The sequence below is a fragment of the Pseudomonas sp. D1-36 genome (genome assembly GCF_051132205.1).
Taxonomy (GTDB): domain Bacteria; phylum Pseudomonadota; class Gammaproteobacteria; order Pseudomonadales; family Pseudomonadaceae; genus Aquipseudomonas.
The window spans coordinates 1,970,177-1,995,277 of record NZ_CP071674.1 but is presented as its reverse complement, the minus strand read 5'-3'; the positions used below and the strand labels follow the sequence as shown (position 1 = coordinate 1,995,277).

27 protein-coding genes and 2 pseudogenes are annotated in these 25,101 nt (G+C 59.9%); 15 read left to right on the top strand and 14 right to left on the bottom strand.

The window, feature by feature from the left end:
• Positions 1–4 precede the first annotated feature (4 nt).
• The 6 genes from J3P76_RS09005 to J3P76_RS08980 all read left to right on the top strand — a co-directional run bounded on the left by J3P76_RS09005 (position 5) and on the right by J3P76_RS08980 (position 7,066).
• Positions 5–1,009 (top strand): polysaccharide deacetylase family protein, encoded by a 1,005-nt coding sequence (locus tag J3P76_RS09005; protein ID WP_420765788.1) that lies wholly within the window; start codon positions 5–7, stop codon positions 1,007–1,009.
• Positions 1,006–2,310, top strand: a complete 1,305-nt coding sequence (locus J3P76_RS09000; RefSeq protein ID WP_434606699.1) for a lipopolysaccharide biosynthesis protein — start codon at positions 1,006–1,008, stop codon at positions 2,308–2,310. Before J3P76_RS09005 ends, J3P76_RS09000 begins: the two co-directional genes overlap by 4 nt.
• A 227-nt stretch (positions 2,311–2,537) precedes the next feature.
• The gene (locus J3P76_RS08995; protein ID WP_434606702.1) at positions 2,538–4,433 is read left to right on the top strand and encodes a hypothetical protein; all 1,896 of its coding nucleotides are present in this window, start codon (positions 2,538–2,540) and stop codon (positions 4,431–4,433) included.
• Positions 4,430–5,119 carry an N-acetyltransferase gene (locus J3P76_RS08990; protein WP_420765786.1) on the top strand — a complete coding sequence of 230 codons (690 nt, stop codon included), beginning with the start codon at positions 4,430–4,432 and terminating at the stop codon, positions 5,117–5,119. Before J3P76_RS08995 ends, J3P76_RS08990 begins: the two co-directional genes overlap by 4 nt.
• Before the next feature lie 5 nt (positions 5,120–5,124).
• Positions 5,125–6,300, top strand: coding sequence for a GNAT family N-acetyltransferase (locus tag J3P76_RS08985; protein WP_434701768.1), 1,176 nt, complete (start codon positions 5,125–5,127; stop codon positions 6,298–6,300).
• The gene (locus J3P76_RS08980; RefSeq protein ID WP_434606708.1) at positions 6,272–7,066 is read left to right on the top strand and encodes a ChbG/HpnK family deacetylase; all 795 of its coding nucleotides are present in this window, start codon (positions 6,272–6,274) and stop codon (positions 7,064–7,066) included. The genes J3P76_RS08985 and J3P76_RS08980 overlap by 29 nt, the downstream gene beginning before the upstream one ends.
• Before the next feature lie 49 nt (positions 7,067–7,115).
• Here the strand turns inward: J3P76_RS08980 and J3P76_RS08975 are convergent, their stop codons facing one another.
• Positions 7,116–7,658 (bottom strand): hypothetical protein, encoded by a 543-nt coding sequence (locus J3P76_RS08975; RefSeq protein WP_434606710.1) that lies wholly within the window; start codon positions 7,656–7,658, stop codon positions 7,116–7,118.
• A 94-nt stretch (positions 7,659–7,752) separates the two neighbouring features.
• Positions 7,753–7,980 (bottom strand): hypothetical protein, encoded by a 228-nt coding sequence (locus tag J3P76_RS08970; RefSeq protein WP_420765782.1) that lies wholly within the window; start codon positions 7,978–7,980, stop codon positions 7,753–7,755.
• 186 nt (positions 7,981–8,166) lie between these two features.
• Between J3P76_RS08970 and J3P76_RS08965 the strand changes: the two genes are divergently transcribed.
• Positions 8,167–9,105, top strand: coding sequence for an alpha/beta hydrolase (locus J3P76_RS08965; RefSeq protein WP_434559717.1), 939 nt, complete (start codon positions 8,167–8,169; stop codon positions 9,103–9,105).
• Between the two features lie 90 nt (positions 9,106–9,195).
• On the opposite strand, the gene J3P76_RS08960 is transcribed toward J3P76_RS08965, so the two are convergent.
• From J3P76_RS08960 to J3P76_RS08935, 6 genes are read right to left on the bottom strand one after another with little or no spacing between them, the layout of a single operon-like run.
• On the bottom strand, positions 9,196–10,938 hold the full coding sequence (locus tag J3P76_RS08960) for an ABC transporter substrate-binding protein (RefSeq protein WP_420765776.1): 1,743 nt from the start codon (positions 10,936–10,938) through the stop codon (positions 9,196–9,198).
• A 42-nt stretch (positions 10,939–10,980) separates the two neighbouring features.
• Entirely contained in the window at positions 10,981–11,253 is a 273-nt protein-coding gene (locus J3P76_RS08955; RefSeq protein ID WP_030142071.1) for a DUF2160 domain-containing protein, read from the bottom strand.
• 10 nt (positions 11,254–11,263) lie between these two features.
• Positions 11,264–12,064 (bottom strand): carbohydrate ABC transporter permease, encoded by an 801-nt coding sequence (locus J3P76_RS08950; protein WP_420765775.1) that lies wholly within the window; start codon positions 12,062–12,064, stop codon positions 11,264–11,266.
• A gap of 10 nt (positions 12,065–12,074) precedes the next feature.
• Positions 12,075–12,941, bottom strand: coding sequence for a carbohydrate ABC transporter permease (locus J3P76_RS08945; protein WP_420765774.1), 867 nt, complete (start codon positions 12,939–12,941; stop codon positions 12,075–12,077).
• On the bottom strand, positions 12,938–14,047 hold the full coding sequence (locus tag J3P76_RS08940; protein ID WP_420765773.1) for an ABC transporter ATP-binding protein: 1,110 nt from the start codon (positions 14,045–14,047) through the stop codon (positions 12,938–12,940). The genes J3P76_RS08945 and J3P76_RS08940 overlap by 4 nt, the downstream gene beginning before the upstream one ends.
• Positions 14,047–15,141 (bottom strand): ABC transporter ATP-binding protein, encoded by a 1,095-nt coding sequence (locus J3P76_RS08935; RefSeq protein ID WP_420765772.1) that lies wholly within the window; start codon positions 15,139–15,141, stop codon positions 14,047–14,049. The genes J3P76_RS08940 and J3P76_RS08935 overlap by 1 nt, the downstream gene beginning before the upstream one ends.
• A 360-nt stretch (positions 15,142–15,501) precedes the next feature.
• Between J3P76_RS08935 and J3P76_RS08930 the strand changes: the two genes are divergently transcribed.
• Complete coding sequence (locus tag J3P76_RS08930; protein ID WP_434648274.1) at positions 15,502–17,352, top strand: sigma-54-dependent Fis family transcriptional regulator; 1,851 nt, start codon at positions 15,502–15,504, stop codon at positions 17,350–17,352.
• A 40-nt stretch (positions 17,353–17,392) separates the two neighbouring features.
• A pseudogene (locus tag J3P76_RS08925) lies at positions 17,393–17,524 on the top strand (metal ABC transporter ATP-binding protein); the annotation flags it as partial.
• Between the two features lie 16 nt (positions 17,525–17,540).
• On the opposite strand, the gene J3P76_RS08920 reads toward J3P76_RS08925, so the two are convergent.
• Positions 17,541–18,029: an anti-virulence regulator CigR family protein gene (locus tag J3P76_RS08920; RefSeq protein ID WP_434606717.1), complete on the bottom strand. Its 489-nt coding sequence runs from the start codon at positions 18,027–18,029 to the stop codon at positions 17,541–17,543.
• A gap of 129 nt (positions 18,030–18,158) precedes the next feature.
• Here J3P76_RS08920 and J3P76_RS08915 point away from each other — a divergent pair, with 129 nt between their 5' ends.
• Together J3P76_RS08915 and J3P76_RS08910 are read left to right on the top strand one after the other, a co-directional pair.
• Positions 18,159–19,352 (top strand): MFS transporter, encoded by a 1,194-nt coding sequence (locus J3P76_RS08915; protein WP_434606719.1) that lies wholly within the window; start codon positions 18,159–18,161, stop codon positions 19,350–19,352.
• A 250-nt stretch (positions 19,353–19,602) separates the two neighbouring features.
• Positions 19,603–19,809 (top strand): hypothetical protein, encoded by a 207-nt coding sequence (locus tag J3P76_RS08910; protein ID WP_420765768.1) that lies wholly within the window; start codon positions 19,603–19,605, stop codon positions 19,807–19,809.
• Positions 19,810–19,857: 48 nt separating this feature from the next.
• Here the strand turns inward: J3P76_RS08910 and J3P76_RS08905 are convergent, their stop codons facing one another.
• Positions 19,858–20,166, bottom strand: coding sequence for an AzlD family protein (locus tag J3P76_RS08905; RefSeq protein WP_186707518.1), 309 nt, complete (start codon positions 20,164–20,166; stop codon positions 19,858–19,860).
• A complete protein-coding gene (locus J3P76_RS08900) occupies positions 20,163–20,873 on the bottom strand; it encodes an AzlC family ABC transporter permease (protein WP_420765767.1) in 711 nt (236 codons plus the stop codon). The genes J3P76_RS08905 and J3P76_RS08900 overlap by 4 nt, the downstream gene beginning before the upstream one ends.
• 305 nt (positions 20,874–21,178) lie before the next feature.
• Here J3P76_RS08900 and J3P76_RS08895 point away from each other — a divergent pair, with 305 nt between their 5' ends.
• Complete coding sequence (locus J3P76_RS08895; protein WP_420765766.1) at positions 21,179–21,607, top strand: DUF2628 domain-containing protein; 429 nt, start codon at positions 21,179–21,181, stop codon at positions 21,605–21,607.
• A gap of 161 nt (positions 21,608–21,768) precedes the next feature.
• Complete coding sequence (locus J3P76_RS08890; protein WP_434559727.1) at positions 21,769–21,945, top strand: DUF3606 domain-containing protein; 177 nt, start codon at positions 21,769–21,771, stop codon at positions 21,943–21,945.
• Between the two features lie 75 nt (positions 21,946–22,020).
• Here J3P76_RS08890 and J3P76_RS08885 read toward each other — a convergent pair.
• The 3 genes and pseudogenes from J3P76_RS08885 to J3P76_RS08875 form a co-directional block, all read right to left on the bottom strand.
• A pseudogene (locus J3P76_RS08885) lies at positions 22,021–22,149 on the bottom strand (chlorhexidine efflux transporter); the annotation flags it as partial.
• A gap of 43 nt (positions 22,150–22,192) precedes the next feature.
• Positions 22,193–22,804 carry a hypothetical protein gene (locus tag J3P76_RS08880; protein ID WP_434559729.1) on the bottom strand — a complete coding sequence of 204 codons (612 nt, stop codon included), beginning with the start codon at positions 22,802–22,804 and terminating at the stop codon, positions 22,193–22,195.
• Between the two features lie 391 nt (positions 22,805–23,195).
• The gene (locus J3P76_RS08875; protein WP_434559731.1) at positions 23,196–23,756 is read right to left on the bottom strand and encodes a TetR/AcrR family transcriptional regulator; all 561 of its coding nucleotides are present in this window, start codon (positions 23,754–23,756) and stop codon (positions 23,196–23,198) included.
• A gap of 126 nt (positions 23,757–23,882) precedes the next feature.
• Here J3P76_RS08875 and J3P76_RS08870 point away from each other — a divergent pair, with 126 nt between their 5' ends.
• Positions 23,883–24,527: a DJ-1/PfpI family protein gene (locus J3P76_RS08870; protein WP_434676152.1), complete on the top strand. Its 645-nt coding sequence runs from the start codon at positions 23,883–23,885 to the stop codon at positions 24,525–24,527.
• Positions 24,528–24,551: 24 nt separating this feature from the next.
• Positions 24,552–25,076, top strand: a complete 525-nt coding sequence (locus J3P76_RS08865) for a DUF2867 domain-containing protein (RefSeq protein WP_434648288.1) — start codon at positions 24,552–24,554, stop codon at positions 25,074–25,076.
• The last annotated feature ends 25 nt before the right edge of the window (positions 25,077–25,101 follow it).

Sequence of the window (25,101 nt, the reverse complement as noted above, 5' to 3'; positions counted from 1 at the left end):
GCCGATGTCGATCAAACATGTTTTCAAGCGCACCGGCGGCTGGCTGTACCTGAACACGTCCATGGGTCGCCATCCATTGCGTGGCGCCGGCGTCATCCTGATGTTGCACCGGGTATTGAACAACGACCGCGCCGCCGAGCTGCCCCACCGCAATGAACTGTGCGTGGGGCCCGAAGCGTTCGAACACCTGTTGATCTGGTTGCAACGGCATTTTGAATGCGTGCCCTTGATGACCTTGCTGCTGGCCGACCCGGAAAGCGTTCCGGACCGTCCTCGGGTGGCCCTGACGTTCGATGATGGCTGGCGTGACAACGCCATGAACGCCTTTCCCCTGCTGCGTCAGTACCAGGTGCCGGCGAGTATTTTCCTGTCCACCGATTTTGTCGGCAGTCGCCAGCATTTCTGGTGGGAAAGCATCGGCGAAACCCTGTGGGGCAGCCACGGGCAAGTGGCGCGGCATTCGCTGATCGAGCACTTGCAGCACGTCGGCCGGCCATTGCCGGTGCTGCTCGACGACATCGACGACGAGCGCCGCAGCCTGGCGCTGCTGCATTACCTGCAAAGCCTCAAGACGCTCGAACCAAGCACGTTGAGCGATCTCACCGAAGCCTGCCCGCAAGGCTCGCAACCCCAGGCGCTGGATTGGCCCCAGGTGCGTATGCTCGAAGATTCCGGGCTGATTCGTTTCGGCCCCCATGGCGCCAGCCACGCGATTCTGACCGGGCTGGACGATCAGCGCCTGCATGAAGAACTGACCCGCAGTTGGACCGCGCTGGAAAATGGCTGCGCCCAGCCGCTGCCGGTGTATTGCTACCCCAACGGTGACAATGATGTGCGCGTGCGCGAGCAGGTGGCGGCCCACGGTTTTCCGTTCGCCCTGGGCACCGAGGCCGGGCTGTATCGCCACGACGGCGACCCGTTGAACCTGCCGCGTTTCGGCGTCAGCCAGCGCAACGCCCATCACCCTGAATTGCTCGCCTGGCGCATTCGCCGAGGAGCCCGTCCATGAGCCGTGCACACTATCTCAAGCATTTGGCGCTAAGCATGGGCACGCGCCTGGCGATGATCGGCCTGCGGCTGTTGCGCAATGTGTTGCTGGCACGAATCCTGGGGCCCAGCGAACGCGGACTGTTCGCGCTGCTCAGCACCCTGCCCGACTTGATCAGCGCCGCCACCAGTGGAGGCCTCAATTCCGCGGTGGGTTACCAGGCGGCGCAGCAGCGCTCCATGGGTCTGTTGCTTTGCCAGGTGTTGGTTTTCGGGTGTCTGCTGGCCGGGTTGCTGACACTGTTGGTGGTGGCGCTGGCGCGTGAGTTCGGCGCTGAGCTGGACATCACCGCGCAGCTGGGATTGCTGGCTTGGCTGCTGTTGCTGGCCGTCCCCCTGACGGTGCTCAAGAGCGGCCTGCTGACATTGCACAATGCTTCCGGCGGCGTAGGCGCGTTCAATGCGCTGCGACTGATGGAATCCCTGGCGCCGTTGCTGCTGTTTGTAGCGCTGTTCTGGATGTGGCAAGACACGGCGCTGGAGGCGGCGCTGATCAGTTGGCTGGCGGGCCTGAGCCTGGTGGTGCTGGCCGGCTGGATGTGGTTGCGGCGCGATCATGTGGTCACCCTGCGCTGGGATCGCACCGGCCAGAACGAACTGTTGCGTTATGGCGCCCGTAGTCATCCGGACCTGTTGTTCCAACAAGTGATGCTGCGCTCGGATTTTTTGTTCATTGGCGCATTGCTGGGCAGCACGGCGCTGGGTCACTACGCCATGGCCAGCGCCGCGGCCGAACTGCTGCTGATCGTGCCCGAAGCGGTCACCACGCCGCTGATGAAACGCCTGCTCCAGCAAGACACCGACATGCAGCGCCTGACCCCGCTGGCCTTGCGCCTGACTGCTACGGTGATGCTTGGTGCCTGCCTGGGCATGGCGCTGATTGGCGAATGGCTGATCATCACCCTGTTCGGCACCGCCTATCAACCGGCGTACCCGGCGCTGTTGGCGTTGCTGCCGGGATTGTTCGGCCTGTGCTACGCCAGCATCTTGCGCCTGGACCTGCTGGGCAAGAACCGTCCCGGCACCGTTTCACTGCTGATGGGCGTGGGCGCGCTGCTGAATCTGGCCCTGAACCTGATCCTGATCCCGCGCTACGGCATCGTCGGCGCTGCCGCCGCTTCCTCGATCGCTTACCTGGGCGTGACCCTGGCGCTGCTGACGATGTACTGCCGTCTCAGCGGTGTGGCGCTGTGGCAGACACTGATCATCCTGCCCAGCGATTTGCTGCCGATGCGCCAGATGTTGTTGGGGAAATCCGCGTGAATATCGTCGCCCGCCAGACCGCCATCGCGAGCAAGCTCGCTCCCACAGGCGCCGGTTGCGTCCAGCCGAGTTCCCCTGTGGGAGCGAGCTTGCTCGCGATGGCGGTGGGTCAGCTTGCTGTGATGATGAAGCTAACCGCCTCTTCGCGAGAAGGCTGGCTCCCACAGAGGAAAATGGCCGCGGGTCTATGTCTTCTGGTATTGGCCACCTCGGCCCATGGCGCGTCCATGCACTGGACCAACATCCGCGACGGCAGCCTGTATCTGCAAACCGATCGCCCGGACCAAGTGACCGTCCGCTGGGTTCCGGCCTGGCAGGCCGAGGCCAATACCGAACACCTGTATCTGCTCAACGGCCAAGGCCGGTTAGTGGGTGAGCGCCTGGTCAAGGCTGCCCAAGTGCGCGGCGAGCAGCAATGGCCGCTGTTGCCCGGGGCGGCCAGCTATCGGTTGGAGATCCCCGGCTACAGTTTCCGGCGCTATACGGTCGAACACGATGCCCGCACCCGCGCGCTGTTCGCCCCGGCCAAAGTGCACTTCAGCTCGGAAACACACGATGGTGATGAGCTTTATTTCAAAGTCGCAGCCGGTGAACAGGCTGTGCTGGCCGGCAAATTCCACGGCGGCGTGCGTGCGCTGCAAGCCCGGCGCGTTGCCGATGGCAAGCAGGTGCAACTGAACCTCAAGCCCTACCGGGCCTATTGGCAATTCGACACAGTGGCCCTGCCGGTGGCGGACGCGGACCAGGTCTGGCGCCTGCATCTGCAAGGCAACGGCAAGGCGGCGTTCTGGCTGGACGGCACCGCCAACCTGTTCGCCCAGGACCCGGCGCAACTGCAGCCGCTGCGCCAGGATCCGGGGCGAACCCACCTGACGCTTCACGCCGATGTACTCGGCACGACTCCAAAGCTGGGGATGTCCCTGCCCTACGTACTGCCTCCGCCCTCCAGCTACGCCGTGCTCGATGCGCTCAACCCCCGGGCGGCCAGCTATTACAGCCTCGTCGATGTCACGGCGGCCAAGGCCGATCATGAGGACGCGTTTCGACGTCTGTACCAGGATCGCTTTGGCATCACCCAAGACATCACTCTGCTCGCTGGCAGCCAGCGCAGGGCCGATCTGCAAGCCGACCGGACCAGCGGCAACGGCCTGCAAGCCTGGCTCGAATCGACCCGCGCCCTGGGCGGCAAAGGCATCCACTATCTCAGCTTTGCCGATGAGCCGAACCTCAACTATCCCGACTTCGACAGTTTCCAGCAGGTGTTCCAAAGCCTGTCCGCCCAGGTCCGCGCCAACCCTGCCAACAGCCGCGCCGGCGTCCGCATCGCCATACCGGCCAGTTCGCGGTTCACCAACGGTCCATTGGCCGAGAACGCCGCAGACAAACGTGGCATCGACTGGGCACGACGGCTGCTGGAAACATCGAGCGCCCAGATCGACGCCCTGGCCTGGCATGAATGGATGATCCGCGACCTGCTGGCGACCCGCGTCTATCGCAACAGTGTTCGTCGGGCCGCCAACCTGGTGGGATTGGACAACCAGGGCCGGCCGCGCAAAGCCTTGCTGCTGGACCAGACCAATATGTCCAGCGGATCAAGCCTCAGCCCTTACGACCAGGAAACCCATTACGCCGCCCTGTGGTGGACGTCGGTGGCCATCAACGCCTCGGCCGACGGCTGGCTGGACATGCTCAACTGGTTCATGTCCGCCGACGAACCGGAGTACCCCAAGGGCATGGTGCGGATACTGGACAACCAACGCTTCGAGCTCAAGCCGGTGGGGTTGGTCCAGCAATTCATCCAACAGCATTGGCTCGGCCAGGTGCTGCGCATGGACAACGATGCGTTTGAGGTCGATGCACTGGCCATGGCCAACGGCCTGGAGCGCAGCCTGCTTGGCGTGAACAAAAGCGTCCGGGCCCATCAAGTCAGCCTCGACGGCATGACCTGTCCGCAGCCCGGCGCTGCCCTGGTTTATTTCGGCCCGGACAACATCAGCCGCAACGTTCCATTCGAATGCAAAGCCGGCCAACTCGGTTTCCTTTTGCCAGGTGAAACCGTCTTCGCCCTGAGCTGGACGGCCTCTGTTTTTCCTCAACCCGCCACCCGTCAGGAGGCACCATGAAAGCTCTGCAAAAATTGCGCGACCGCATTCAGAAAAAAGGCTTGCGCTCGGTTATCAAACTGCTGGTACGCCGCTTCGTGTTCTTCCATTCGCGACTGGTATGGCTCGAACACGATGTAAGGATCCCGCTCAAACCGCATAACCTGCGGCCCTACCCACCGGTGCGCCGCGAGTTCATCACCGTTAGCAATGCCGATGCCTTCGCCACGCATTTCGGCGACCGTGTCGAAACCATGCGCGAGTTGGCAGCCGAAGGCTATACAGGGTTCATGTACCTGGATGACAAGGGCAACACCGTGGGGTTTGCCTGGGCGAGCACGCGAGACTATTTCGATCGCCATTTCTATCGCTGCTGGTTTCCGGTCAAGCCCGGTGAATACTTTCAGTTCGGTGGCGAGATGACCCGTGCCTACTGGGGTTCGCAGCTTTCGGCGGATGTCCAGGCCGACGTTTGGAAAGTCATGGCTGACCAGGGTTGCAACAAGATGGTCGATGTCTGCGACCTGGAAAACACCCCGGCGATCAAGATGCATATACGCATGGAGTTCGTGGAGCGTGGGCAGATCACCCATGTGTACTGCCTGTTTGGACGCTTTCGGTTTTTCCGCGATACGTTCTACACCGGCTCGGTACTGGACGCCTTCCGTAAACCGGCTCGGCCGGTTGCATCGACTGCGACGGCTTGATGCTCATGGCGATCCGGTTCCAATGGTATGGCTCTCTGAGCGCGGCGGATTTCCCTGTAACGGCTTTTGAACAGCTGCGCGCACAGGTGACCGACGCAACGCCGTTCAACACCTTGGCCTGGCTGCAAGCATCGGAGTTCGCGCTGTTGCCCGACCAGCAGTTGCATGTTCTGCTGGGCTGGCAGGACCAGGACCTGCTGCTGTGCCTGCCATTGATCAGCGGACAGGAGCGTGTCGGCGGCCTGCGGTTCCGGGTCTTGCATCACCTGGGTTACCCCTTGGCCGACCGTATCGCCTTACTGGCGCGCCTGGACGCCGACGGCATGGGCCAGGCGCTGACGCAGATCCGCCAGTATTTACCGCATGCGCTGCTGCAATTGAACGAAGTGGTCGAGCCGGTGGGCGAGCAAAGCGTGCTCAGTGCATGGATGGCGATGAGCTCCACCGGGGAGCGGCGGCTCAGTTGCCGGGTTCCGGTGCACTTGATCAGTGCCAGCGATCACCAGGAAATTTCCGGCGACCCACGCTACAAGTTGCGCCGGGCGCGCAAGCGAATCGCCGCGTGTGGTGCACAGATTCGCCGCATCACGCCGGACGCCATCGGCATGGGGCCGCTGCTGCGGACCCTTGCCGAGGTGGAGGCCGCCAGCTGGAAAGGCGAGGAAGGCGTCGGCATCTTCGCCGCCCCCAGGCGTCGGCAATGGATGAACCATGCCTTCACCGCCCTCGCCGCCCAAGGCCTGGTGCGGGTGGTGACGCTGGAGCTGAACGGCGAATGCATCAGCTATCGCCTGGGCCTGTTGGATCAAGGGCGACTATATGACTACAACCTGGCGTTCCTGCCACAGCACGCCGACCTGGGCAGCGGCCGCGTATTACTCGAGGAATGGATTCGCTGGGGGCTGGACGACAACTGGCGGTGGATCGACGCTTCACGGGTCAGCCTGGAAAATTCGAGCCATCAACTGCACGAACGCATGACCGGACAACTGGAACATTGGCGTTGGAGTTTCTATTCCTGGCAGCCCGATGGCCTGCTCATGGGATTCGCCTTGCGGCTATGGAAAAGCCTGAAGCCTTGGCTAGGCAAGCGCCGGGCCAGACCGACCGCGACGACGGCCTCGTCCTCTTCCAAGCGCCAGGAAAACACACATGCCTCGCCAAGTGATCATCAACGCTGACGATTTCGGACTCAGCCTCAGTGAAAACGAACTGATCCTGCGGGCGTTCGAAGCAGGCGTCATCAGCTCCGCCACCGCCATGGCCAACATGCCGGCCTTCGACCAGGCCTGTGAACTGTCCCGGCACCCGTTGCTTGAAGGACGCATCGGGTTGCATTTCAATCTCAGCTACGGACCGCCACTAAGCCAGGCAATCAGGGCGCGACGGAGGTTTTGCAATGCCAACGGCGAATTCGACCTCAACCTGTCACGCTACTGCCTGCACTTGGGAGCGGCCGATCTGGCAGCAGTGCAAGCAGAACTTCAGGCGCAATGGCAGCATTGCCTGGACCGCGGCCTGCGCCCCAGCCACCTGGACTCGCATCAACACGTGCATAACATCTGGCCCGTCGGAGAACTGGTGGCACGCTTCGCAGCGCGACAAGGCGTGCCTATGCGCCTAGCACGCAACCTCGGCCCCAACCTGAGCGTGCCCAAGCGCATCTTCAAGACGCTGCTCAACCATCGTCTGCGCCAGCTCTGCGGCGCAACCGCCGATTACGTCTGCACCCCGGCGGACCTGCACCACGCCGCACCGCCGGTCCATGGCTCGCTGGAAGTGATTGTCCATCCACTGGAACTGGACGGGGATTTTGGCGATGCCAGCCTGGCGCCTGGCAATTCATTGACCCAAGTGCTTCAGCGGCGCCTGGCGGGGGTGCCAAAGGTCGGGTATGGCGGGAATGGCCGCAGGTTGGCGCTGGTTGAATTTGGGGATGTGCACTGAAGGGGCACGTGGCGAGGGAGTTTGCTCCCTCGCCACGGAGGGGCGTGTGTCAGTGGTGCAGGCTTGCCCGCGCCAGCGAGGCGCGGCGATCGATGGCTTCGCGCAGTCGACGTTTTTGCTCCTCCCATACGTCGGCGTCGACCCGGGCCGAACGCATCAATGCGAGCATCGCTTGCTTGGCGTTGACGTATTCAGCCCATGCATCCCGAGCCTTGAGCCGGAGTCGTTCTTCATCGCTCATGTCCATGCGCCGCAGGGCCAAAGCGCATTCGTCCTTGATCAAGGGGCCCAGGGTCGTCTGGATCTTGTGCGGTGCCTTGAAACCTGCCGTACCGGCGACGATTTCCCGCGCCCGGCCCAAGCCCCACTCCAACGCCTGGCACAGCGGCTCGCGCATGCTCCGGTCATGGAATTGTTCGACCCAAACGGCGCCGTTCGGACGATAGACACAGACGAAGACCTGCGTGACGGACTGGTGATTGATCCTCGCCTGGACCTCGACATGGGTGCCGTCGTCGAGGATTTCTTCATGGTTGCGGCCCGGCAGCCGACTGTTCACCCAAAGCCAATACTGTGCGCTTCTACGTCGCATCCCGTCGCCCTCCCCTAAGGAACAGGCAGTAAGGCACACGGGTGGAGTAATTTCCAGTTGCGCAAAGCGCCCTCCGGACGAATGACAGGCTTGCCTAGCGGTCGAGCTTTTTCTCCACTTGAGCCACCTCGTCCTGCAGTTTTTCGGCATCCTGCTCGTGGCTTTTGATCGACTTGGGCGTGATGGTCTTATCCACCTTGTCGGTCGCCGGATCGGGGTGGTGAACGTCGCGCTCCACCACTGGCACCGGGGCGCCGGTGGCATCCTTGGCGGGTGCATGATTGTCGGCTTGGGTTTGTCCTTTGGAATGTTCGTTCGTCATGGCGTCGTCCTCGGTAAGGATGGATATTGAGTTTCGAGTGGGACGAAACGGCGAGAGTTCGATCGGCTTGCACTCGCCCTCCCAAGACAGAGCGAGGCATCCAGTGGCAAGTTGTCCGAAACTCCTGCGCGCCCCTGCGCGAATCTGCTAAAAGGCAACTTCTGTTACCCGTAGCGAATCGCATCGATGCCTTCTTTATTCTCTCGTCTCAAACAGCGCTGGCTGGCCTGGTCGTTCATGGTCGCGATAGTGGCCGGTCTGCCGGTGGGCTGTGCAGTGTTGCAACACAAGGAGCGCGAGCTGGTGTTTCGCATCGAGCCGGGGACGGCGAGCTGGTTCAGTGGCCTTCCCAGCGGTGTGCAGGAATTCGATCTCAAGCCCAAGCAGCTCAGGGCCGGGGAAAACATTCACGGCTGGTGGTGGCCGGCCGAACGCAAGGACGCGCCGGCCATCCTGTACCTGCACGGCGTGCGCTGGAACCTGACGGGCCAGTTGTTTCGCATCCAGCAGCTGAGGGCCTTGGGCTATTCGGTGCTGGCGATCGATTACCGTGGCTTCGGCAAAAGCCAGGGCGACCTGCCATCGGAATCCAGTGTCTACGAGGACGCGCGAATCGCCTGGGAGCGCCTCGAAACGCTGCAACCGGACCCGGCCTTGCGGCTGATCTACGGTCATTCACTGGGCGGTGCCGTCGCGGTTGATCTCGCTGCGGATCTGGCTCAGAAAGCCGCGAGCAGTGGCAGCGCCGTACCGGCCAGGGGCCTGGTGATCGAATCCACGTTTACGTCGTTGGGTGATGTCGCCACTGCGATGGCGGACACATCCTTGCCGGTGCGCTGGTTGCTGTCGCAGAAGTTCGATTCCATCGACAAGATCGGCCAGATCAACATGCCGCTGCTGATTGTCCACGGTGCCGCCGACCGCTACGTACCGCCGCGTTTCAGCGAGCAGTTGTTCAACGCCGCCCGTGAACCCAAGCGTTTGCTGTTGGTGCCAGGAGCCACGCACAACAACAGCATGAGCCTGGCGGGCCGCACGTATCGCCAAGCGCTGGATGCGTTGATGAAACCCCAGCCAACACCGGTGGCCAAACACGCTCAAGCAAGCGCCGCCAAGGCGGGTTGATGCGCAAATCCCACGGGGGATTGGTTTTGAGTTCAAACTCGCGAAAAAAAACGGCACCTTTCGGTGCCGTTTTTTCATTGCCGTGCAACGTTATTTACGCGCCGCTTCCCACGATTTCAGCAGCTCGGTGTAGCTCACGGTTTCACCTTTAGGCTTCTCGTTCGCCAGTTTCGGCTTCGGTGCGCCCGGCTGATCGAACCAGTATTGCGCGTCGCGCTCAGGGTTCATCTTAGGTGCGCAGGTGGCTTGAGCCTTGGAGCGTTCCAGACGCGTCATGATGGCGTCCTGGTCCTTGGCCAAGCCATCGAGGGCTTGTTGCGGAGTTTTCTCGCCGCTGGCCGCTTCGGCGATGTGGCTCCACCACAACTGCGCCAGGCGTGGGTAGTCCGGCACGTTGGTCCCGGTCGGCGACCATTGCACGCGGGCCGGGCTGCGGTAGAACTCCACCAGGCCACCGAGCTTCGGCGCCAGGTCGGTCATCGCTTGGGAGTTGATGTCCGATTCGCGAATCGGCGTCAGGCCAACGATCGTCTTTTTCAGCGACACGGTCTTGGAGGTTACGAACTGTGCGTAGAGCCAGGCCGCGAGGCGCTGTTTCTCAGGCGTGGACTTCATGAACGTCCAGGAACCCACGTCCTGATAGCCCAGCTTCATGCCCTCTTCCCAATACGGACCGCGTGGCGAAGGCGCCATGCGCCATTTCGGCGTGCCGTCGGCGTTCACCACCGGCAGACCCGGCTTGGTCATGTCGGCGGTGAAAGCGGTGTACCAGAAAATCTGCTGGGCGATGTTGCCCTGGGACGGCACCGGGCCGGATTCGGAGAAGGTCATGCCCGCCGCTTCCGGTGGCGCGTACTTCTTCATCCAGTCCACGTACTTGGTGGTGGCGAACACGGCCGCGGGGCCGTTGGTGTCCCCGCCACGGGTCACGCTGGAGCCCACTGGATGGCAGTCCTCGACGCGGATACCCCACTCGTCCACTGGCAAACCGTTGGGCAGGCCCTTGTCGCCGCCGCCGGCCATGGAGAACCAGGCATCGGTGAAGCGCCAGCCCAGGGACGGGTCTTTCTTGCCGTAGTCCATGTGGCCGTAGACGCGCTTGCCGTCGATCTCCTTGACGTCCTCGGAGAAGAACTTGGCGATGTCTTCATAAGCCGACCAGTTCACTGGCACACCCAGCTCGTAGCCGTACTTTTCCTTGAACTTGGCCTTCAGGTCCGCACGCTCGAACCAGTCGGCGCGGAACCAGTACAGGTTGGCGAACTGCTGGTCCGGCAGTTGATAGACCTTGCCGTCCGGCGCGGTGGTGAAGGAAATGCCGATGAAGTCCTTCAGGTCCAAGGTTGGCGAAGTGAAATTCTTGCCTTCGTTGGCCATCAGGTCGGTGATCGACTCGGTCTTGCCGTAGCGAAAGTGCGTACCGATCAGGTCCGAGTCGTTGACCCAGCCGTCATAGATATTCTTGTCCGACTGCATCTGGGTCTGCAGCTTCTCCACCACGTCGCCTTCCTGCAGCAGGTCGTGGGTCAGCTGGATCCCGGTGATTTCGTTGAAGGCCTTGGCCAGCACCTTGGATTCATACTCGTGGGTGGCGATGGTTTCCGACACCACGTTGATTTTCATCCCGCGAAACGGCTCGGCCGCCTTGATGAACCACTTCAACTCTTCGAGCTGCTGCTCGGCTGTCAGCGTCGACGGCTTGAATTCACTGCCGATCCATTTTTTAGCGGCGTCTTCATAGGCGTCGGCCCAGGCCGTAGCGCTCAGCCCGCTGAGTGCCAGCGCGGCTGCCAATGAAACGCTATGTCGCAGCTTATTGTTTTTATCGAACATAGAGACCTCCTGTTTGGGTTTAAGAGCCTGATCGTCGAGCGACTAGCCCCACCGCATCACTGCCAACAGCCACACCAAAGACAACGCGAACGCTATCCAGATGCTCCAGTCAGTGGCGCCGATCACCAGCAGATGCAGGTAGGCGCTACCGAGAAGACCGATAAACAACCGATCACCACGGGTGGTGGCAATCGGCAGGAAACCACGCCGAGGGATACTCGGCGAACGCAGTTCCCAAGTGGTCATGCCTATCAACAACAAGGCGATGACACCAAAAAACGCCGCCGTCGGGACGGTCCAGTTCATCCATTCCATCATCGACTCCTCAGACCCGGCCCAGGGCAAAGCCCTTGGCCACGTGGTTGCGAACGAACCAGATCACCAGCATGCCCGGCAGGATGGTCAACACCCCCGCCGCCGCCAGCACGCCCCAGTCGATACCCGACGCCGACACCGTGCGCGTCATGACCGCCGCGATCGGCTTGGCATTGACCGAGGTGAGCGTGCGCGCGAGCAACAGTTCGACCCAGGAAAACATGAAGCAGAAAAACGCCGTGACACCGATGCCGGAGCCGATCAACGGGATGAAGATCTTGACGAAGAACTTGGGGAAACTGTAGCCGTCAATGTAGGCGGTCTCGTCAATTTCTTTTGGCACCCCGGACATGAACCCTTCGAGGATCCACACCGCCAGCGGCACGTTGAACAAGCAGTGAGCCAGGGCAACGGCGATGTGGGTGTCGAACAGGCCGATGGACGAATACAGCTGGAAGAACGGCAACAGGAACACCGCCGGTGGCGCCATGCGGTTGGTCAGCAGCCAGAAGAACAGGTGCTTGTCCCCCAGGAACCGATAGCGGGAAAACGCATAGGCCGCCGGCAACGCAACGCCCAGGGAAATCACCGTGTTCAGGCTCACGTAGTACAGCGAGTTGAGGTAACCGGTGTACCAGCTCGGATCGGTGAAGATCACCTTGTAGTTCTGGAAGGTGAAATCCTGCGGCCACAGGGACAGGCCGCCGAGGATCTCGGTGTTGCTCTTGAACGACATGTTCAGCAGCCAGTAGATGGGCACCAGCAGGAACAGGATGTAGATCAGCAGTGGAATCAGCTTTCTCTTGCTCATTTTGCGGGCCTCAACGGTTGGCGTCGGCGTGCGTCATGGCGGTATAGAACAGCCAGGACACCAACAGAATGATCAGGAAGTACACCAGGGAAAACGCCGCCGCCGGGCCCAGGTCGAATTGACCGATGGCCATCTGCGTCAGGGTCTGGCTGAGGAACGTGGTAGCGTTGCCCGGCCCGCCGCCGGTGAGGACGAACGGCTCGGTGTAGATCATGAAGCTGTCCATGAAGCGCAGCATCACGGCGATCAGCAGCACGCTTTTCATCTTCGGCAGCTGGATGTGCCGGAACACCGCCCAGTTGGACGCCCGGTCGATCCGTGCCGCCTGATAATAGACGTCGGGAATTGCCCGTAGCCCCGAATAGCACAGCAGCGCCACCAGCGACGTCCAGTGCCAGACGTCCATCACCAACACGGTGACCCAGGCATCCATGGTGTTGGCCGCGTAGTTATAGTTAATGCCCAGCCCATTGAGCGTGGAGCCCAGCAAGCCGATGTCGGCGCGGCCGAAAATCTGCCAGATGGTGCCGACCACGTTCCACGGAATCAGCAGCGGAATCGCCAGGATGATCAGCACCAGGGACGACCACTTGCCTTTGGTCGGCATGGTCAGGGCAATGGCGATACCCAGGGGAATTTCAATCAGCAGCACGCACGCCGAGTAGATGAACTGGCGCAACAGCGAATCGTGCAGCCGTGGATCGAGCAGCACCTGCTTGTACCAGTCGGCGCCGACGAAATATCGGCTGGACTGGTCGAAGATGTCCTGCACCGAATAGTTGACCACGGTCATCATCGGGATCACGGCACTGAAGGCCACCAGCAGGAACACCGGCAACACCAGCCACCAGGCCTTGTTGTTCTGCACCTTGTTCATGGCTGCACCTCGCCCACCGGTTCAAGCAAATATTCATCGGCATAGACCATCAGCCATTGGCCCGGAAAACTGATGTACGCCGTGCCTTCCGGCACCGGCTTGTCTTCGGCCAGGCGCACTTTCAGCGGAGCGCCATCGAGGTTGAGGGTCAGGATCTTGTAGGTGCCCAGGTCTTCGACGTGGACCACGTCAGCGCGCATCGCGTCGTCGTAAGGGCCATCCCAAACGTGGACGAACTCCGGACGGATGCCGACCTTCAGGCTTTTGCCCTCGGCTTCGGCGACACGCCGTTGCAAGGTTTGCGACAGGGGCAAATGGGTCGACCCGAAGCCAACGCCACCGGGCTGCGCCGTGACCTCTATCAGGTTCATTCCCGGGCTGCCGATGAAGTAGCCGACGAAGGTGTGGCTCGGGCGCTCGAACAAGTCCCGGGGTGTGCCGAACTGCACGATCTGCCCGCCGTACATTACGGCGATCTTGTCGGCAAACGTCGAGGCCTCCAACTGATCGTGGGTGACGTAGACCATAGTGATGTTGAACTGCTCGTGGATCTGCTTGAGCTTGCGCCGAAGTTTCCATTTCAGGTGCGGGTCGATCACCGTCAACGGCTCGTCGAACAGAATCGCCGACACATCGTCGCGCACCAACCCACGGCCCATGGAGACTTTCTGTTTCTCGTCGGCGGTGAGGTTGCGGGCCTTTTTATCCAGTAGATTCTGCAGGTCCAGGACCTCGGCGATTTCCTGCACCTTGGTGTGGATCCGCGCCTCGGCCATGCCCTGGTTGCGCAGCGGGAATGCCAGGTTGTCGAACACCGTCATGGTGTCGTAGACCACCGGGAACTGGAACACCTGGGCGATGTTGCGCCGCTCCGGGGACAGTTCGTTGACGACTTTGCTGTCGAACATCACTTGCCCTTCGGAAGGGCTGAGCAAGCCGGAAATGATGTTGAGCAAGGTGGACTTGCCGCAGCCCGAAGGCCCGAGCAGCGCATAGGCACCGCCCTGCTCCCAGATGTGGTTCATCTCGCGGATCGCGTAGTCCTCGGGGCTCGCCGGGGTGCTGGTGTAGCTGTGGGCGAGGTTCTGCAAACGAATTTCGGCCATCAGGCAACCCTCGCAATACGCTGACCCGGGGCTTGGACCAGCTTGCCCTCGGCGTCGAAGACAAACAGTTTGTGGGTCGGAATGTAGATGCGGATCGGCGCGTCCACGTCGTATTCATGCACCCCCGGCAAATGCAGCACCAGCAGGAAATGTTCGTTGCGCACGTGCAGGAATGTCTCCGAGCCGCTGATCTCGGCCACCTCGACGGTCACCGCCAGTTCAAGGTCATCGTCGTTGCTCGGCACCAGGGAAATATGGCTGGGGCGCACGCCGAAACGGAACTCGCCCTCGCCCACCGGGCGCAGGTCGACGTTCAGCGGGAAATGCACGAAATTGGCGAAGCTGACCTCATTGCCGGCGATACGCCCCGGCATGAGGTTGATCGGTGGTTCGGAAAACAGTTCGGCGGCCAGCACGGTTTGTGGCTGGTGATAGACCGAAGAAGACTTGCCGCTCTGGATCACCCGGCCTTCGTGAAGAATGGTGGTGGTGCCGCCCAAGGCCAGCGCTTCGTTAGGCTCGGTGGTGGCGTAGACGGCGATGGTATGACGGGCCTCGAACAGCTCGCGCATTTCCTGGCGCAGCTCTTCGCGCAACTTGTAGTCCAGGTTCACCAGCGGCTCGTCGAACAGGATCAACTCGGCGTCCTTGACCAGGGCCCGCGCCATGGCCGTGCGCTGCTGCTGGCCTCCGGACAATTCCAGAGGATGGCGCTTGAGGAATTTCTCGATCCGCAGCATTTTCGCGGTTTCCAGGACCTTGCCCTGGATGATCTCCTCGGCCACGCCTGCCTGGCGCAACGGCGAGGCGATATTTTCGAAAACGGTCATGGTCGGGTAATTGATGAACTGCTGGTAGACCATCGACACGTTGCGCAACCGCACCGGGCGCTGGGTGACGTCAACGCCGTTCATCAGGATGCGGCCGCTGTCGGGCTTGTCCAGCCCGGCCATCAAGCGCATGAGGCTGGTCTTGCCGGACAGCGTGCGGCCCAGCAAAACGTTGAAGGATCCGGGTTCGAAATTCAGATTGGCATCGTCGATCCAGGTCTGGCCTTCGACGGTGCGACAGATGTGCTCAAGCTTTAATGACATGGCTCGGCCTTTTTATTATTTGGAGTCAAGCGACCCAAGTAAGAAAGCGAAAGCCGTGCCAGAAATCATAAATCACTGATAAAGCTGGTATTTCGTTTGATCCACTGAAAAAAGACGTTCACTGATGAACACAAGTGAACAACCATGAATGAACAACTGAACAACCAGTCGGTTGACAATGAACAATTTTGAACAACACTCAATGAACGCTTTCGGCTAGCCTGCCATGCCCTTGTGGGAGCGAGCTTGCTCGCTCCCACAAGGGCCGAACACCTATGTGGTGTTTTGGGCCTGCCCCAGCACAAGGACTCTGTGCGAGACTTGCCACAACAATAAAAACAGCACCTGCGAGAGTGCCCCATGGCCGCACCTGCTCCTGCCTTGTCCCACGAGGCCATCATCCAGGCTTCCTGGTCCCGTTGCCGTGCCTTTGGCCTGAACCACCAGAGCGTGCCCGCGTTCGACCAACTGCCGGCCGAAGGTATTGCCCAGTTGTTGGAGAGCCAGCATTCACTGGTGCAGACCACTCACCAGGAAGTGCTGCCGTACTACGAGAACATCCTGAGCAACTCCAATTGCCTGATCATGCTGGCCGATAATCAAGGACAGGTCCTGACGTCCTGGGGCACCCAGCGCTTCATCGAACCGAAACTGGCCCATGGCTTCAGCGCCGGGGCGAGCTGGATGGAGCGCTGCACCGGGACCAACGCTATCGGCACAGCATTGGCTTGCGAGCAGGCCGTTCACATTGAACACGATGAACACTTCCTCAAGGCCAACCGGTTCATGACCGGCTCCGCCGCCCCGATCTTCGATGCCGAGCGCAAGGTCATCGCCGTGCTGGACGTCTCCAGCGACAGCTACCTGCCGCCCTCCCATACCCTGGGCATGGTCAAGATGATGAGCCAGACCGTGGAAAATCGGCTGATCCTCAACCTGTTTCGCGGTGAACATTTCCAGCTGACGTTCAACACCGGCCTGAACAACCTCGACAGCCAATGGGCCGGGCTGCTGATCTTCGATGAAAGCGGCCAAGTGCTCTCGGCCAACCGCCGCGCCGACAACCTGTTGGGCCTAAGCCTGTCGCGGGTGAGCATTGAAAGCCTGTTCAAGGTCTCGCTGATGGAATTGCTGAACCAGCCCGACGGCCTGCCGTTCGCCTTGCAGGCCTCCGGACGCAATCGGTTCCAGTGTGTGCTCAGGCGACCGAAACAGGTTTCGGTCAAGCCGCGCATCTTCGCCGAACCGGCGCCCTCGCCCACGCCAGCACCGGCCAATACCGGCATCAGCCTCAACTCGCTGCACTTCGGCGACAGCCGCGTGGAAAAAGCCGTGCGGCAGGCCGAGCGTTTGCTGGAAAAAGATATTCCGCTGCTGATCCACGGCGAAACCGGTGTCGGCAAGGAAGTGTTCGTCAAGGCTCTGCACCAGGCCAGCTCGCGCTGCCAACAGCCGTTCATTGCGGTCAACTGCGCGGCCATTCCAGCGGAGCTGGTGGAATCGGAACTGTTCGGGTATGAAAAAGGCGCCTTCACCGGCGCCAATCAAAAAGGCAGCATCGGCCTGATCCGCAAAGCGGATCGCGGCACGTTGTTCCTCGACGAGATCGGTGACATGCCCCTGCCGACCCAGGCCAGGCTGTTGCGGGTCCTGCAGGAACGTTGCGTGCAACCGGTGGGCAGCGCCGAGCTGTTCCCGGTGGACATTCGCATCATCTCCGCCACCAACCGTTCGTTGCGTGAACAGGTGCAACTGGGGCGTTTTCGTGAGGACCTGTACTACCGCATCGGCGGCCTGACCCTCGAACTGCCGCCCCTGCGCGAACGCAGCGACAAGCAGGCGCTGTTCAAACGCCTTTGGGAACATCACCGCGAACCGACCCAATGGGCCGGCCTGAGCCGTGAAGTGACGGATTTATTCGAGCGGCATCCTTGGCCCGGCAACCTGCGGCAAGTCAGCAGCGTGCTGCAAGTCGCCTTGGCGATGGCCGAGGAACAACCGATCCGCCCAGAGCACCTGCCCGACGATTTTTTTGTCGACCTGGACATGGAGCCGGTGGAAACGCCCGAACCACTTACGGTGGACCTCAACGATGCTGAAGACTTGAACCGCCAGTTGCAGGCCGTGGGCGGGAATATTTCGCATCTGGCGAGACGGCTGGGAGTCAGCCGCAATACCTTGTACAAACGCCTGCGGCAGCTGGAAAGCTGATACAAATCCTGTGGGAGCAAGCTCACTCCCGCAGGGGGAAATGCGCTACCCGAGAACACCTGGAAAAAATGTGGAAGCGAGCCTGCTCGCGAAGGCGTCGGGTCAGCCAACCTCAATGCTGAATGACACACCGCTTTCGCGAGCAGGCTCGCTCCCACAGGTTTCATTTCCTAACTGGAAGCACCGGCTCAGTCGAACGCACCGTTGAGCACTTCATAAATGATGCCAGTGGCAATCGCCACCAGGATCAGGTCCGAGCCGACCTGCTGCCATTCATAACCGTCATAGTGCGGCAAGCGTCCCAACAGCCGGCCATCGAGCTTCTTCGCAATGCCGGGGGGCAACGGCTTGCCTCGGGCCAGGTTTTTCTGAATGCCCGGCGGCAATGCCGGGCCGGGGCTCCAATAATCGCGATAACCGCCAATCACACCCAGGATGCCGCCACGATCGATGCTGGGGCCGTTATGCCAATCGCCACCACCTTGGTTGCCCTTGTTCCCAGGATTCCCTTGCCGCCCCTTGTTGCCTTGCCCGCCCTTGCCTCCTTGCCCTTGACCGGGACCTTGATCAAATTGAGCGTTTCCCTTGCCGTTTCCCGGGTCCGCGACAACAATGCCAGGGCTGGCCGCCAGGGCGAAACAGGTCACTGCGGCAATCAACGAGCGCGATTTGAACATGGCAGTTCTCTCGAAGAAGGGACATCCCCTGTAAAGATATAGAGACTGACGGTGATATTAGTTCCATATCACGCTGCGCGTCGCTTGCCTGGACCGGACAACCCCTGAACACCGCAATCAAGGAGCTTCATGCGCAAGGATTACCTGGCTTTTTTCGTCTCGATGTTCCTCTCGCGGTTGGCCGATCAGATCTTGCTGTTCATCGTCCCGCTGATTGTCTTCCAGACCACCAACAGCGTCTCCTGGGCGGGCCTGGCGTTCTTTGTCGAATCCTTGCCACGCTACCTGGCGTTCCCGATCTGCGGCGCGCTGTGCGACAAGTTTCCGCCGATTCGCATCCTGCACATCAGCCAGGTCTATCGCGCCGCAGCCTGCGGCGTCGCAGTCTTGCTCTATGGCGTCTTTGGCGGTGTCTATTGGATCGTGGCCCTGTCGGCCCTCTGTGGCGTGTTGACTACCCAAGGCATCATGGCCCGCGAAGTGGTCATGCCTTACATCTTCAAGCACTACACCTACACCAAGACGCTGTCCTATTCGCAAATCGCCGACCAGACCGGCTTGGTACTGGGCCCGCTGGTCGCAGCGCTGCTGCTTGAAGTGTGGGCGTGGCACTGGGTGCTGCTGGCGATCGCCGGACTGTTCCTGCTGGCAGACCTGGCCATGTTGTACTGGCAACGCACCAGCTCGGTCACCCTTGAGTCCTTCGAGCAACACCACGACCTCTGGTTGAACCCGTTGCGCATTGCCCTGGGTCACATCCGCAACTTGGCGGAACTGAAAAAAGTCATCAGCCTGGCGGTGGGCGTCAACCTGATCATCGGCGTCACCCTCGCCACGTCGGCGGCCATGGTCATCGGCCACTATGGCGCCGGAAAAGATGATTACGCCGGGCTGCAGGCGGCCGGTGCCGTGACCACCATAGTCATCCTGTTTCTCCTGGCCCGGGTCACCTTGCCTTTGAAACTTCTCGGCGCCCTCTCCTACACGCTGATTGCCCTCGGCGCTTTCATCACCGCGCTCAGCCCGAACATCTGGGGCTACGTCGTCGGTTTCCTGCTGATCGTCGGTTTCGACAAGATGTTCAACGTGTACATGCGCAGCATCCGTCAGCAGGTCATTCCCCCACAGGACTTTGGCAAGACCGTCGGCGTGATTACGCTGCTCAACAACCTGTCGCAACCGTTCGCGGGCTTGCTCGTCGCGGTGTTGGCGGCACCGGTTGGGACGCAGGAGGTGATTGTGCTGCTGGCGGTGGTCACCAGCCTGATCGGCGTCGGTGTGGTCGTGATGAACAGGCAATCAGCACAGGGGACAAGCGTCTAGCGCACCGATTCAGATTAACCCCGCCGGAGCCTCGGCTTGTATTATCAGTGACTTATTCTTGAGGCATGGTTGCATCGTTGCCAGCGTCGATGCGCGTCTACCCACCATTCGTCACCTGTTAAATGTTGGAATCTACAGGCGGCCATGTCTGGCTCAGGGTTTGCACTGGCCTGTCTCAGCAGCCAAGAACGACATGATTCTGACGCGGCAGCACATTTATCAATGCTTGGTCAGCAAACGGAGATGTACCGTGTCAACTCTCAACGAAATCGCAGCGAACCACGCGAGAATGGCAAAGTTAAAGGAAGAGGAGTCGATGCGGTTGAGTGCGCTTCAGGGACAGGTGGTGGGAAGTTTTGAAATTCCGCCCATCGAGGCGCCACAGGAGATGTCGCTGCACTTCATGACGGGTATACAGGATCACTCGTTCGGGGAGGCGGCTGCGCTGAGTTTTTGACTGTTGACAGGGCGCCGTCGCCCGTTTGTAAGCGGGCGACTCGGCCGTTCAAAACTGTCTGGCTAAAGCCGCTGCAAGTATGCCGGCCGCAATTGCCGGCAGCGGTTTTTTCAGCGTCAGCATGACGATTGCGGTGGCCAGCAAAGCCAGGCGTGCGCCGTTGTCACCTTTAACCGCCAGCGGAGCCAGCACGGCCACCAACACCGAGCCGGACATGGCCGTGATGAACTGCTGCACCCGATAGTTGATCGGCACGAACGACATCACGAAAACACCGCCCCACCGAGTGGCCAAGGTTACTGCGGCCATGATCAAGATGACAAGCAAGGTGCCATAACCCGCCGTTTCAATGTTCATTGTTGTTTCTCCATCCACACTGCGCCCAGAACGCCCCCCGCCAGAGCACCCACCACGACATGGCTGTTAGCCGGCAAATACCAGTAGGCCAATAGCGATGAGCATGCCGCCACGGTCCAGATGATGAACATGCGCAGGTTCTTCTTCCCACCCACGACCATCGCCAACAAGAAACAGCCCATCACCATATCGAGCCCGAAACTGACCGGGTTCTCGATGACGCTGCCAAAATGAAGTCCCAGCCAACTTCCCAGGATCCAAGTGATCCAGAGTGCAATGCCGCCACCGAATAAAATCCCCAGTCCCGGCTTGCCCCGGTTGAACGCCTGCATCGCCATGGCCCAGTTGGCGTCCGAAACAACCAACATGACACCGTATCGTTTGGCAACGGGTAGCTCCCGTAACCACGGATAAAGCGTCGCGCCCATCAACAAATGCCGGGCGTTGATGGCGAAAACAGTGATCATCAGCGGAACGACCGGCACTTGCTGGCCCCACAGATCCAGCGCGGCAAATTGAGAAGCGCCGGCAAAAACCAGCGTGCTCATGAGCACGGCTGACGTGTCACTCAGGCCCGTTTGTGCAGCCGCCAGGCCGAAAGCAACACCGAACACGACGACAAAAAGAGAGATGGGGATCAGTTGCTTGAAACCGTCGTAGACTTGCTTCAGCGTCAGCTCATACAGATGGGATTGATCGTTCGACAAAACATCGCCTCTTCTGGTTTTCCACGGCGTAAAACTGGGAGTATGAGGCTGATTCTGTATGCCGAGAACTTTTTAGCGGGCAATCCAGCAAATCAATAGAGTGAAGCCCGTCACAGACCAGGCGACCGCACAAGCGGCCAGTGCGGAATGTTCCACACCTCCAGCCTTAAAGCGGCAAAATGGGCGCCTCTGAAAGATTCACGTGCGTTTTCGACAAATAGACCAAAGCAGCCAATGTTCTAAACCAGAGCACAGGATTTCTTGGAAGAAAGAAAAATTAATTATGGAAAACAGGAACCTTGAAAATGAGCACGACTGAACAAGTACAAAGCACTGGTAAATACAGCACCAAGTGGCAGGAACGCTTCGACTTCTTTAACACCTACGGTGCGCCAAGCGACCCGCGCTACAAGGAAGCCTTCAAGGCGCTGCCTGGCTTCAAGAAAAAAATACTGATCAATGCAAACGTGATCGCATTTTTCTTCGGCCCTATCTACCTGTTCGTCCTGGGCCTCTGGAAGAAGAACCTGGCCCTGCTGGGTATTTTCCTGGCGATCAACATCGCCTTGAGCGTCATTTTCGCCATCATTGGGATGGAATTTCCGCGGCCGTTGAGCACGGGTCTGAGCATCGCCATGTCGATGATGTATGCGCTGATGACCAACTACGCGTACTACCTCAAGGAAGTGAAAGGCGAGCAAGGCTGGAACCCGTTCAAAGGCATGCGTCTCTGAATGCAGGCTTGGGTCTCAAGAGCCCGCACCTCGTTATGAGTGTGCGGGCTCTTTGTTTCCGAGTCGTGGAAATTTGGGCAATTTTATTGCGCAGATAGCGCCTCCCAATTGTCTACCCCATGTCGCCTGGCGATACCAGGCCTTACATAGGGAACTCGACAATGGCAGATGACCTGAGCAACCGCGGGCCGCAGGACAGGAACCGCATCAACATTACCGAAGCTTGGGAGTTGAAGTACTGGGCGAATGAGTTCGACGTGACTGAAGAAGTACTCAAGGCAGCGGTGAAGGCTGCTGGGCCGATGGTGGCCGATGTTCGCGAACAACTTAAAAAATGATGCATTGGCCCTACGGTGCTCCGTAGGGCATGCGTTGGCTACATATTGAGTCTGGTTAACACGAGTCACTTTAAACCACAGGCTGATGCCCAACCATGCGCCAATCACCGGCGTGAGGATCAGCGTCAAGCCGCCTTCAAATCCAAGGAAATGCAGCAACCGCCGCTGCCAGTTGCGATGGCGGCTGGGTTGGCGGCGCTCCCACTCCGGACTACCTCTCCTACAGAAAACCGAGACCGAACGAAACTCAATCGGTGGCCTTATCAACGGCCAAAGCAACCAGCGCAAACGGCAACAGGGCGATGACGAACACAGTCATCCCGACGGCCCCGTAGGCATCGTGGATCTTATCGCCCAGGCTTCGTTTCGAGGGAGCGGCGACGGTGTCCACGGACACGATCAGGGCATAACGATAGGTTTGGGATTGATCATACCGGTCAACATTGCATGGCGTGGTGCTCAAGCTGACATAACGATCACCCGTCACTGGCGTACGGTCTTCGTGACTGGCAAGGAGCTGCTTCAACTGGGCGACCTGCACCTCAAATTCAGCCTCACATTCAGGCTGACTGACAAAAGCACGACTCGCCTTCGTAATGAGATCTGGGCGAATCTGATGATCGAGGAAGACCTCGTAGGTATCGCCTTGCTCATCGACGCGCTTGTAAATCTTGGAGCCCGTGAGCGACTCGCCTCCGGTAGCGGAAAGCGCCTTGAACTCATCGCTGGAAAGCGGCTGACCCAAGGTATAACCGTAAATCTGGGGCGCTTTAAACGGTTCCTTTACAGCTTGTGAGGCGCACCCGGCAGATGACGCAATAATCGAAAGACTCAGTGCGGTACAGAGCGTCCTGTTCATGTCTCTTCCTTGAGTTGCGTGGGTGATCCGGGTTCCGGCGTGAAAGATTATCGGAAATAGACAGCGACCGCCGCTATTGAAGGCTTTTTTCATACGCGCTGGCGTAGAAAGCAGAAACCGCAAGAACGATCAAATGTTCTCCCCATGCATTTGATAACGTCGCTTCAGCATTCATCGAGATCGTCATGCTGAGTATCGAGAGGGCCCGGAGGTACATCGGATTGGAGCTGGGATCCCAAAGACCAGGTAGCGGCAATTCGTGTAGTTGTACGGCATTAACGGTCCTCATTCCGAATAGACATCGGAACACATGGTTTGCCCATTCAAACGGCCCATTCATGGCCCTTTTACACGACGCTATCAGATCACGGACGTCCCTTGTTTATGCTTCTCACGACCTGGATCGCCACGGTGGGAGAGCCCCTTCGAAAAGTGAAAAAGCTCGATGCACGAAACGGTTGAAACGAGCGGCATCACGCCGCAGCCCCGCCTGTTGCCCCCCAATCAGGCACAGGTGGGCCACCTGCCCCATCACTTCTGCTTCGCCTGGCCTATGGGCCAAGCGACGACACGTCCGTATCGCGAAGTCCAATCGTCGTGTGTCTACACGCTGCTGAAACTCGGCCACCAACGGATCGTGCAGCGACCAGGCTCGGATGGAGACTTCCCGCCCAGGTTGTTTCTCAGCGGCAATATTCAAATAGCGTTTCAAGATTTCGCCCGCGCTACGACCCTGGGCCGCAAAAGCGAGCATGCGCTCCGTGTAGTCTTCTTCCCAAGCGGCCAGCAAGGTGCGGACAAAATCATCGCGATTGCGGAAATGGTGATAGAACGATCCGCGGGTCACATTCAAACGGCGCGATAGACTCTCGGCTGACACGCCAATATGCCCTGTCTGATCGAGGGCCTCGAAACCTGCCGCGATCCAATGGTGACGCGTTAGTTTTTCCATTCGTTATTTCACTCCCTATTTAGCACCATACAGACTGTGTATGGCGCGCAACCGATAGATACCCTGCGAACACCAGCAAAGATGGCCGTTGCGTTTTGCACGCCAGCACTTTTCATGGAGCTCGCCTTGAAGAAAATCGTCCTGGTTGCTTTCGACCAATTCACCGATATCGACCTATTCCTGATGTGGGACATCTTAGGCCGCAACACCGAGGACTGGCACGTCCGAATATTGGGTTCCAGCCCTGTCGTACGATCGGCGCATGGCCTGCCTGTTTCGGTGCACGGTCCGCTTTCCGAGGCCAATAATGCCGACGCGGTATTGTTCGCCAGCGGCAAGGAAGGAATACCCGCCGCACTGGCCTCCCCGGATTTCCTACCGTCGTTTGAACTTGACCCGAAACGCCAGCGAATCGGCTCCATCTGCGCCGGCGCTTTCATTCTCCAACGGCTTGGGCTGCTCAGCGGCCGAGCAACGACACACCCGGATGCACGATCGGGCTTGCAAGCCCTGGGACTTGAGCCCGTGGACCAGCCTCTTGTATGCCAGGGCAACGTCGCAACCGCTGGCGGATGCCTTTCGGCGCTCTATCTGGTGGGATGGTTGGTTGAGTCCTGGTTCGATGCCGACAAGCGCCGCGCGACGTTGCTCCCTGTCCTGCCCGCCGGGCAGCAGGCGCTGTATGATGCGCTGATCGGGCTCAGTATCCGACAAGGAGAAGTGGCCGCCTCCCAACAAGAAACGCGACAAGGCATGTCATCTAATTGGTAGTTAGCACTCAGGAAGAGATCTCCGATGCCCCGAGAATTTGAGCTCATTATGTCCGTGCCCGTCCCCTCGAGGTCCGGCGTCACCCACCTTTACAAGTCGACGAACCTGGCGGACGCTTTTGCGATTCGCCTCCCTGCGGGCACATCCAGCGATCCAGAGGTGCTCGCTCGATTCATCCTTTCCCACCAGCCATCCTGGATCGGATGGCTCATGAAAGTCCGAGACACTGTCGTTGCCTGTTTTAGGCTCAAGACAGCCAGGCATTTGGCAACACTTGCTCATCGTATTCAAATCTTCAAGGTCTACAGCACCGACCAGACTGAAATCGTGCTGGGAGAGGACGACAAGCACCTCGACTTCCGGATATCGATCCTGTGCTCTGGAGAGGTAGAGCAGGAAGGTAGTCGCCAACTGGTTTTCTCAACCGTGGTCCAGTGTCACAACCGTCTGGGCCGGGCCTATATCTTCGTGATTGCGCCATTTCATCGCTTGGTTGTTAAGGCGAGCCTGCGCCGCGCAGCGCGCATTGGTTGGCCTTTGGCTGCCTGAGCCGCGACACCACAAACCCCGTGGC

What these genes read in the sequence shown, in the direction of transcription:
- J3P76_RS09005 (WP_420765788.1), top strand. Translation starts at nt 5, where the DNA reads ATGTCGATCAAACATGTTTTCAAGCGCACCGGCGGCTGGCTGTACCTG.
- J3P76_RS09000 (WP_434606699.1), top strand. Translation starts at nt 1,006, where the DNA reads ATGAGCCGTGCACACTATCTCAAGCATTTGGCGCTAAGCATGGGCACG.
- J3P76_RS08995 (WP_434606702.1), top strand. Translation starts at nt 2,538, where the DNA reads ATGCACTGGACCAACATCCGCGACGGCAGCCTGTATCTGCAAACCGAT.
- J3P76_RS08990 (WP_420765786.1), top strand. Translation starts at nt 4,430, where the DNA reads ATGAAAGCTCTGCAAAAATTGCGCGACCGCATTCAGAAAAAAGGCTTG.
- J3P76_RS08985 (WP_434701768.1), top strand. Translation starts at nt 5,125, where the DNA reads ATGGCGATCCGGTTCCAATGGTATGGCTCTCTGAGCGCGGCGGATTTC.
- J3P76_RS08980 (WP_434606708.1), top strand. Translation starts at nt 6,272, where the DNA reads ATGCCTCGCCAAGTGATCATCAACGCTGACGATTTCGGACTCAGCCTC.
- J3P76_RS08975 (WP_434606710.1), bottom strand. Translation starts at nt 7,658, where the DNA reads ATGCGACGTAGAAGCGCACAGTATTGGCTTTGGGTGAACAGTCGGCTG.
- J3P76_RS08970 (WP_420765782.1), bottom strand. Translation starts at nt 7,980, where the DNA reads ATGACGAACGAACATTCCAAAGGACAAACCCAAGCCGACAATCATGCA.
- J3P76_RS08965 (WP_434559717.1), top strand. Translation starts at nt 8,167, where the DNA reads ATGCCTTCTTTATTCTCTCGTCTCAAACAGCGCTGGCTGGCCTGGTCG.
- J3P76_RS08960 (WP_420765776.1), bottom strand. Translation starts at nt 10,938, where the DNA reads ATGTTCGATAAAAACAATAAGCTGCGACATAGCGTTTCATTGGCAGCC.
- J3P76_RS08955 (WP_030142071.1), bottom strand. Translation starts at nt 11,253, where the DNA reads ATGGAATGGATGAACTGGACCGTCCCGACGGCGGCGTTTTTTGGTGTC.
- J3P76_RS08950 (WP_420765775.1), bottom strand. Translation starts at nt 12,064, where the DNA reads ATGAGCAAGAGAAAGCTGATTCCACTGCTGATCTACATCCTGTTCCTG.
- J3P76_RS08945 (WP_420765774.1), bottom strand. Translation starts at nt 12,941, where the DNA reads ATGAACAAGGTGCAGAACAACAAGGCCTGGTGGCTGGTGTTGCCGGTG.
- J3P76_RS08940 (WP_420765773.1), bottom strand. Translation starts at nt 14,047, where the DNA reads ATGGCCGAAATTCGTTTGCAGAACCTCGCCCACAGCTACACCAGCACC.
- J3P76_RS08935 (WP_420765772.1), bottom strand. Translation starts at nt 15,141, where the DNA reads ATGTCATTAAAGCTTGAGCACATCTGTCGCACCGTCGAAGGCCAGACC.
- J3P76_RS08930 (WP_434648274.1), top strand. Translation starts at nt 15,502, where the DNA reads ATGGCCGCACCTGCTCCTGCCTTGTCCCACGAGGCCATCATCCAGGCT.
- J3P76_RS08920 (WP_434606717.1), bottom strand. Translation starts at nt 18,029, where the DNA reads ATGTTCAAATCGCGCTCGTTGATTGCCGCAGTGACCTGTTTCGCCCTG.
- J3P76_RS08915 (WP_434606719.1), top strand. Translation starts at nt 18,159, where the DNA reads ATGCGCAAGGATTACCTGGCTTTTTTCGTCTCGATGTTCCTCTCGCGG.
- J3P76_RS08905 (WP_186707518.1), bottom strand. Translation starts at nt 20,166, where the DNA reads ATGAACATTGAAACGGCGGGTTATGGCACCTTGCTTGTCATCTTGATC.
- J3P76_RS08895 (WP_420765766.1), top strand. Translation starts at nt 21,179, where the DNA reads ATGAGCACGACTGAACAAGTACAAAGCACTGGTAAATACAGCACCAAG.
- J3P76_RS08890 (WP_434559727.1), top strand. Translation starts at nt 21,769, where the DNA reads ATGGCAGATGACCTGAGCAACCGCGGGCCGCAGGACAGGAACCGCATC.
- J3P76_RS08880 (WP_434559729.1), bottom strand. Translation starts at nt 22,804, where the DNA reads ATGAACAGGACGCTCTGTACCGCACTGAGTCTTTCGATTATTGCGTCA.
- J3P76_RS08875 (WP_434559731.1), bottom strand. Translation starts at nt 23,756, where the DNA reads ATGGAAAAACTAACGCGTCACCATTGGATCGCGGCAGGTTTCGAGGCC.
- J3P76_RS08865 (WP_434648288.1), top strand. Translation starts at nt 24,552, where the DNA reads ATGCCCCGAGAATTTGAGCTCATTATGTCCGTGCCCGTCCCCTCGAGG.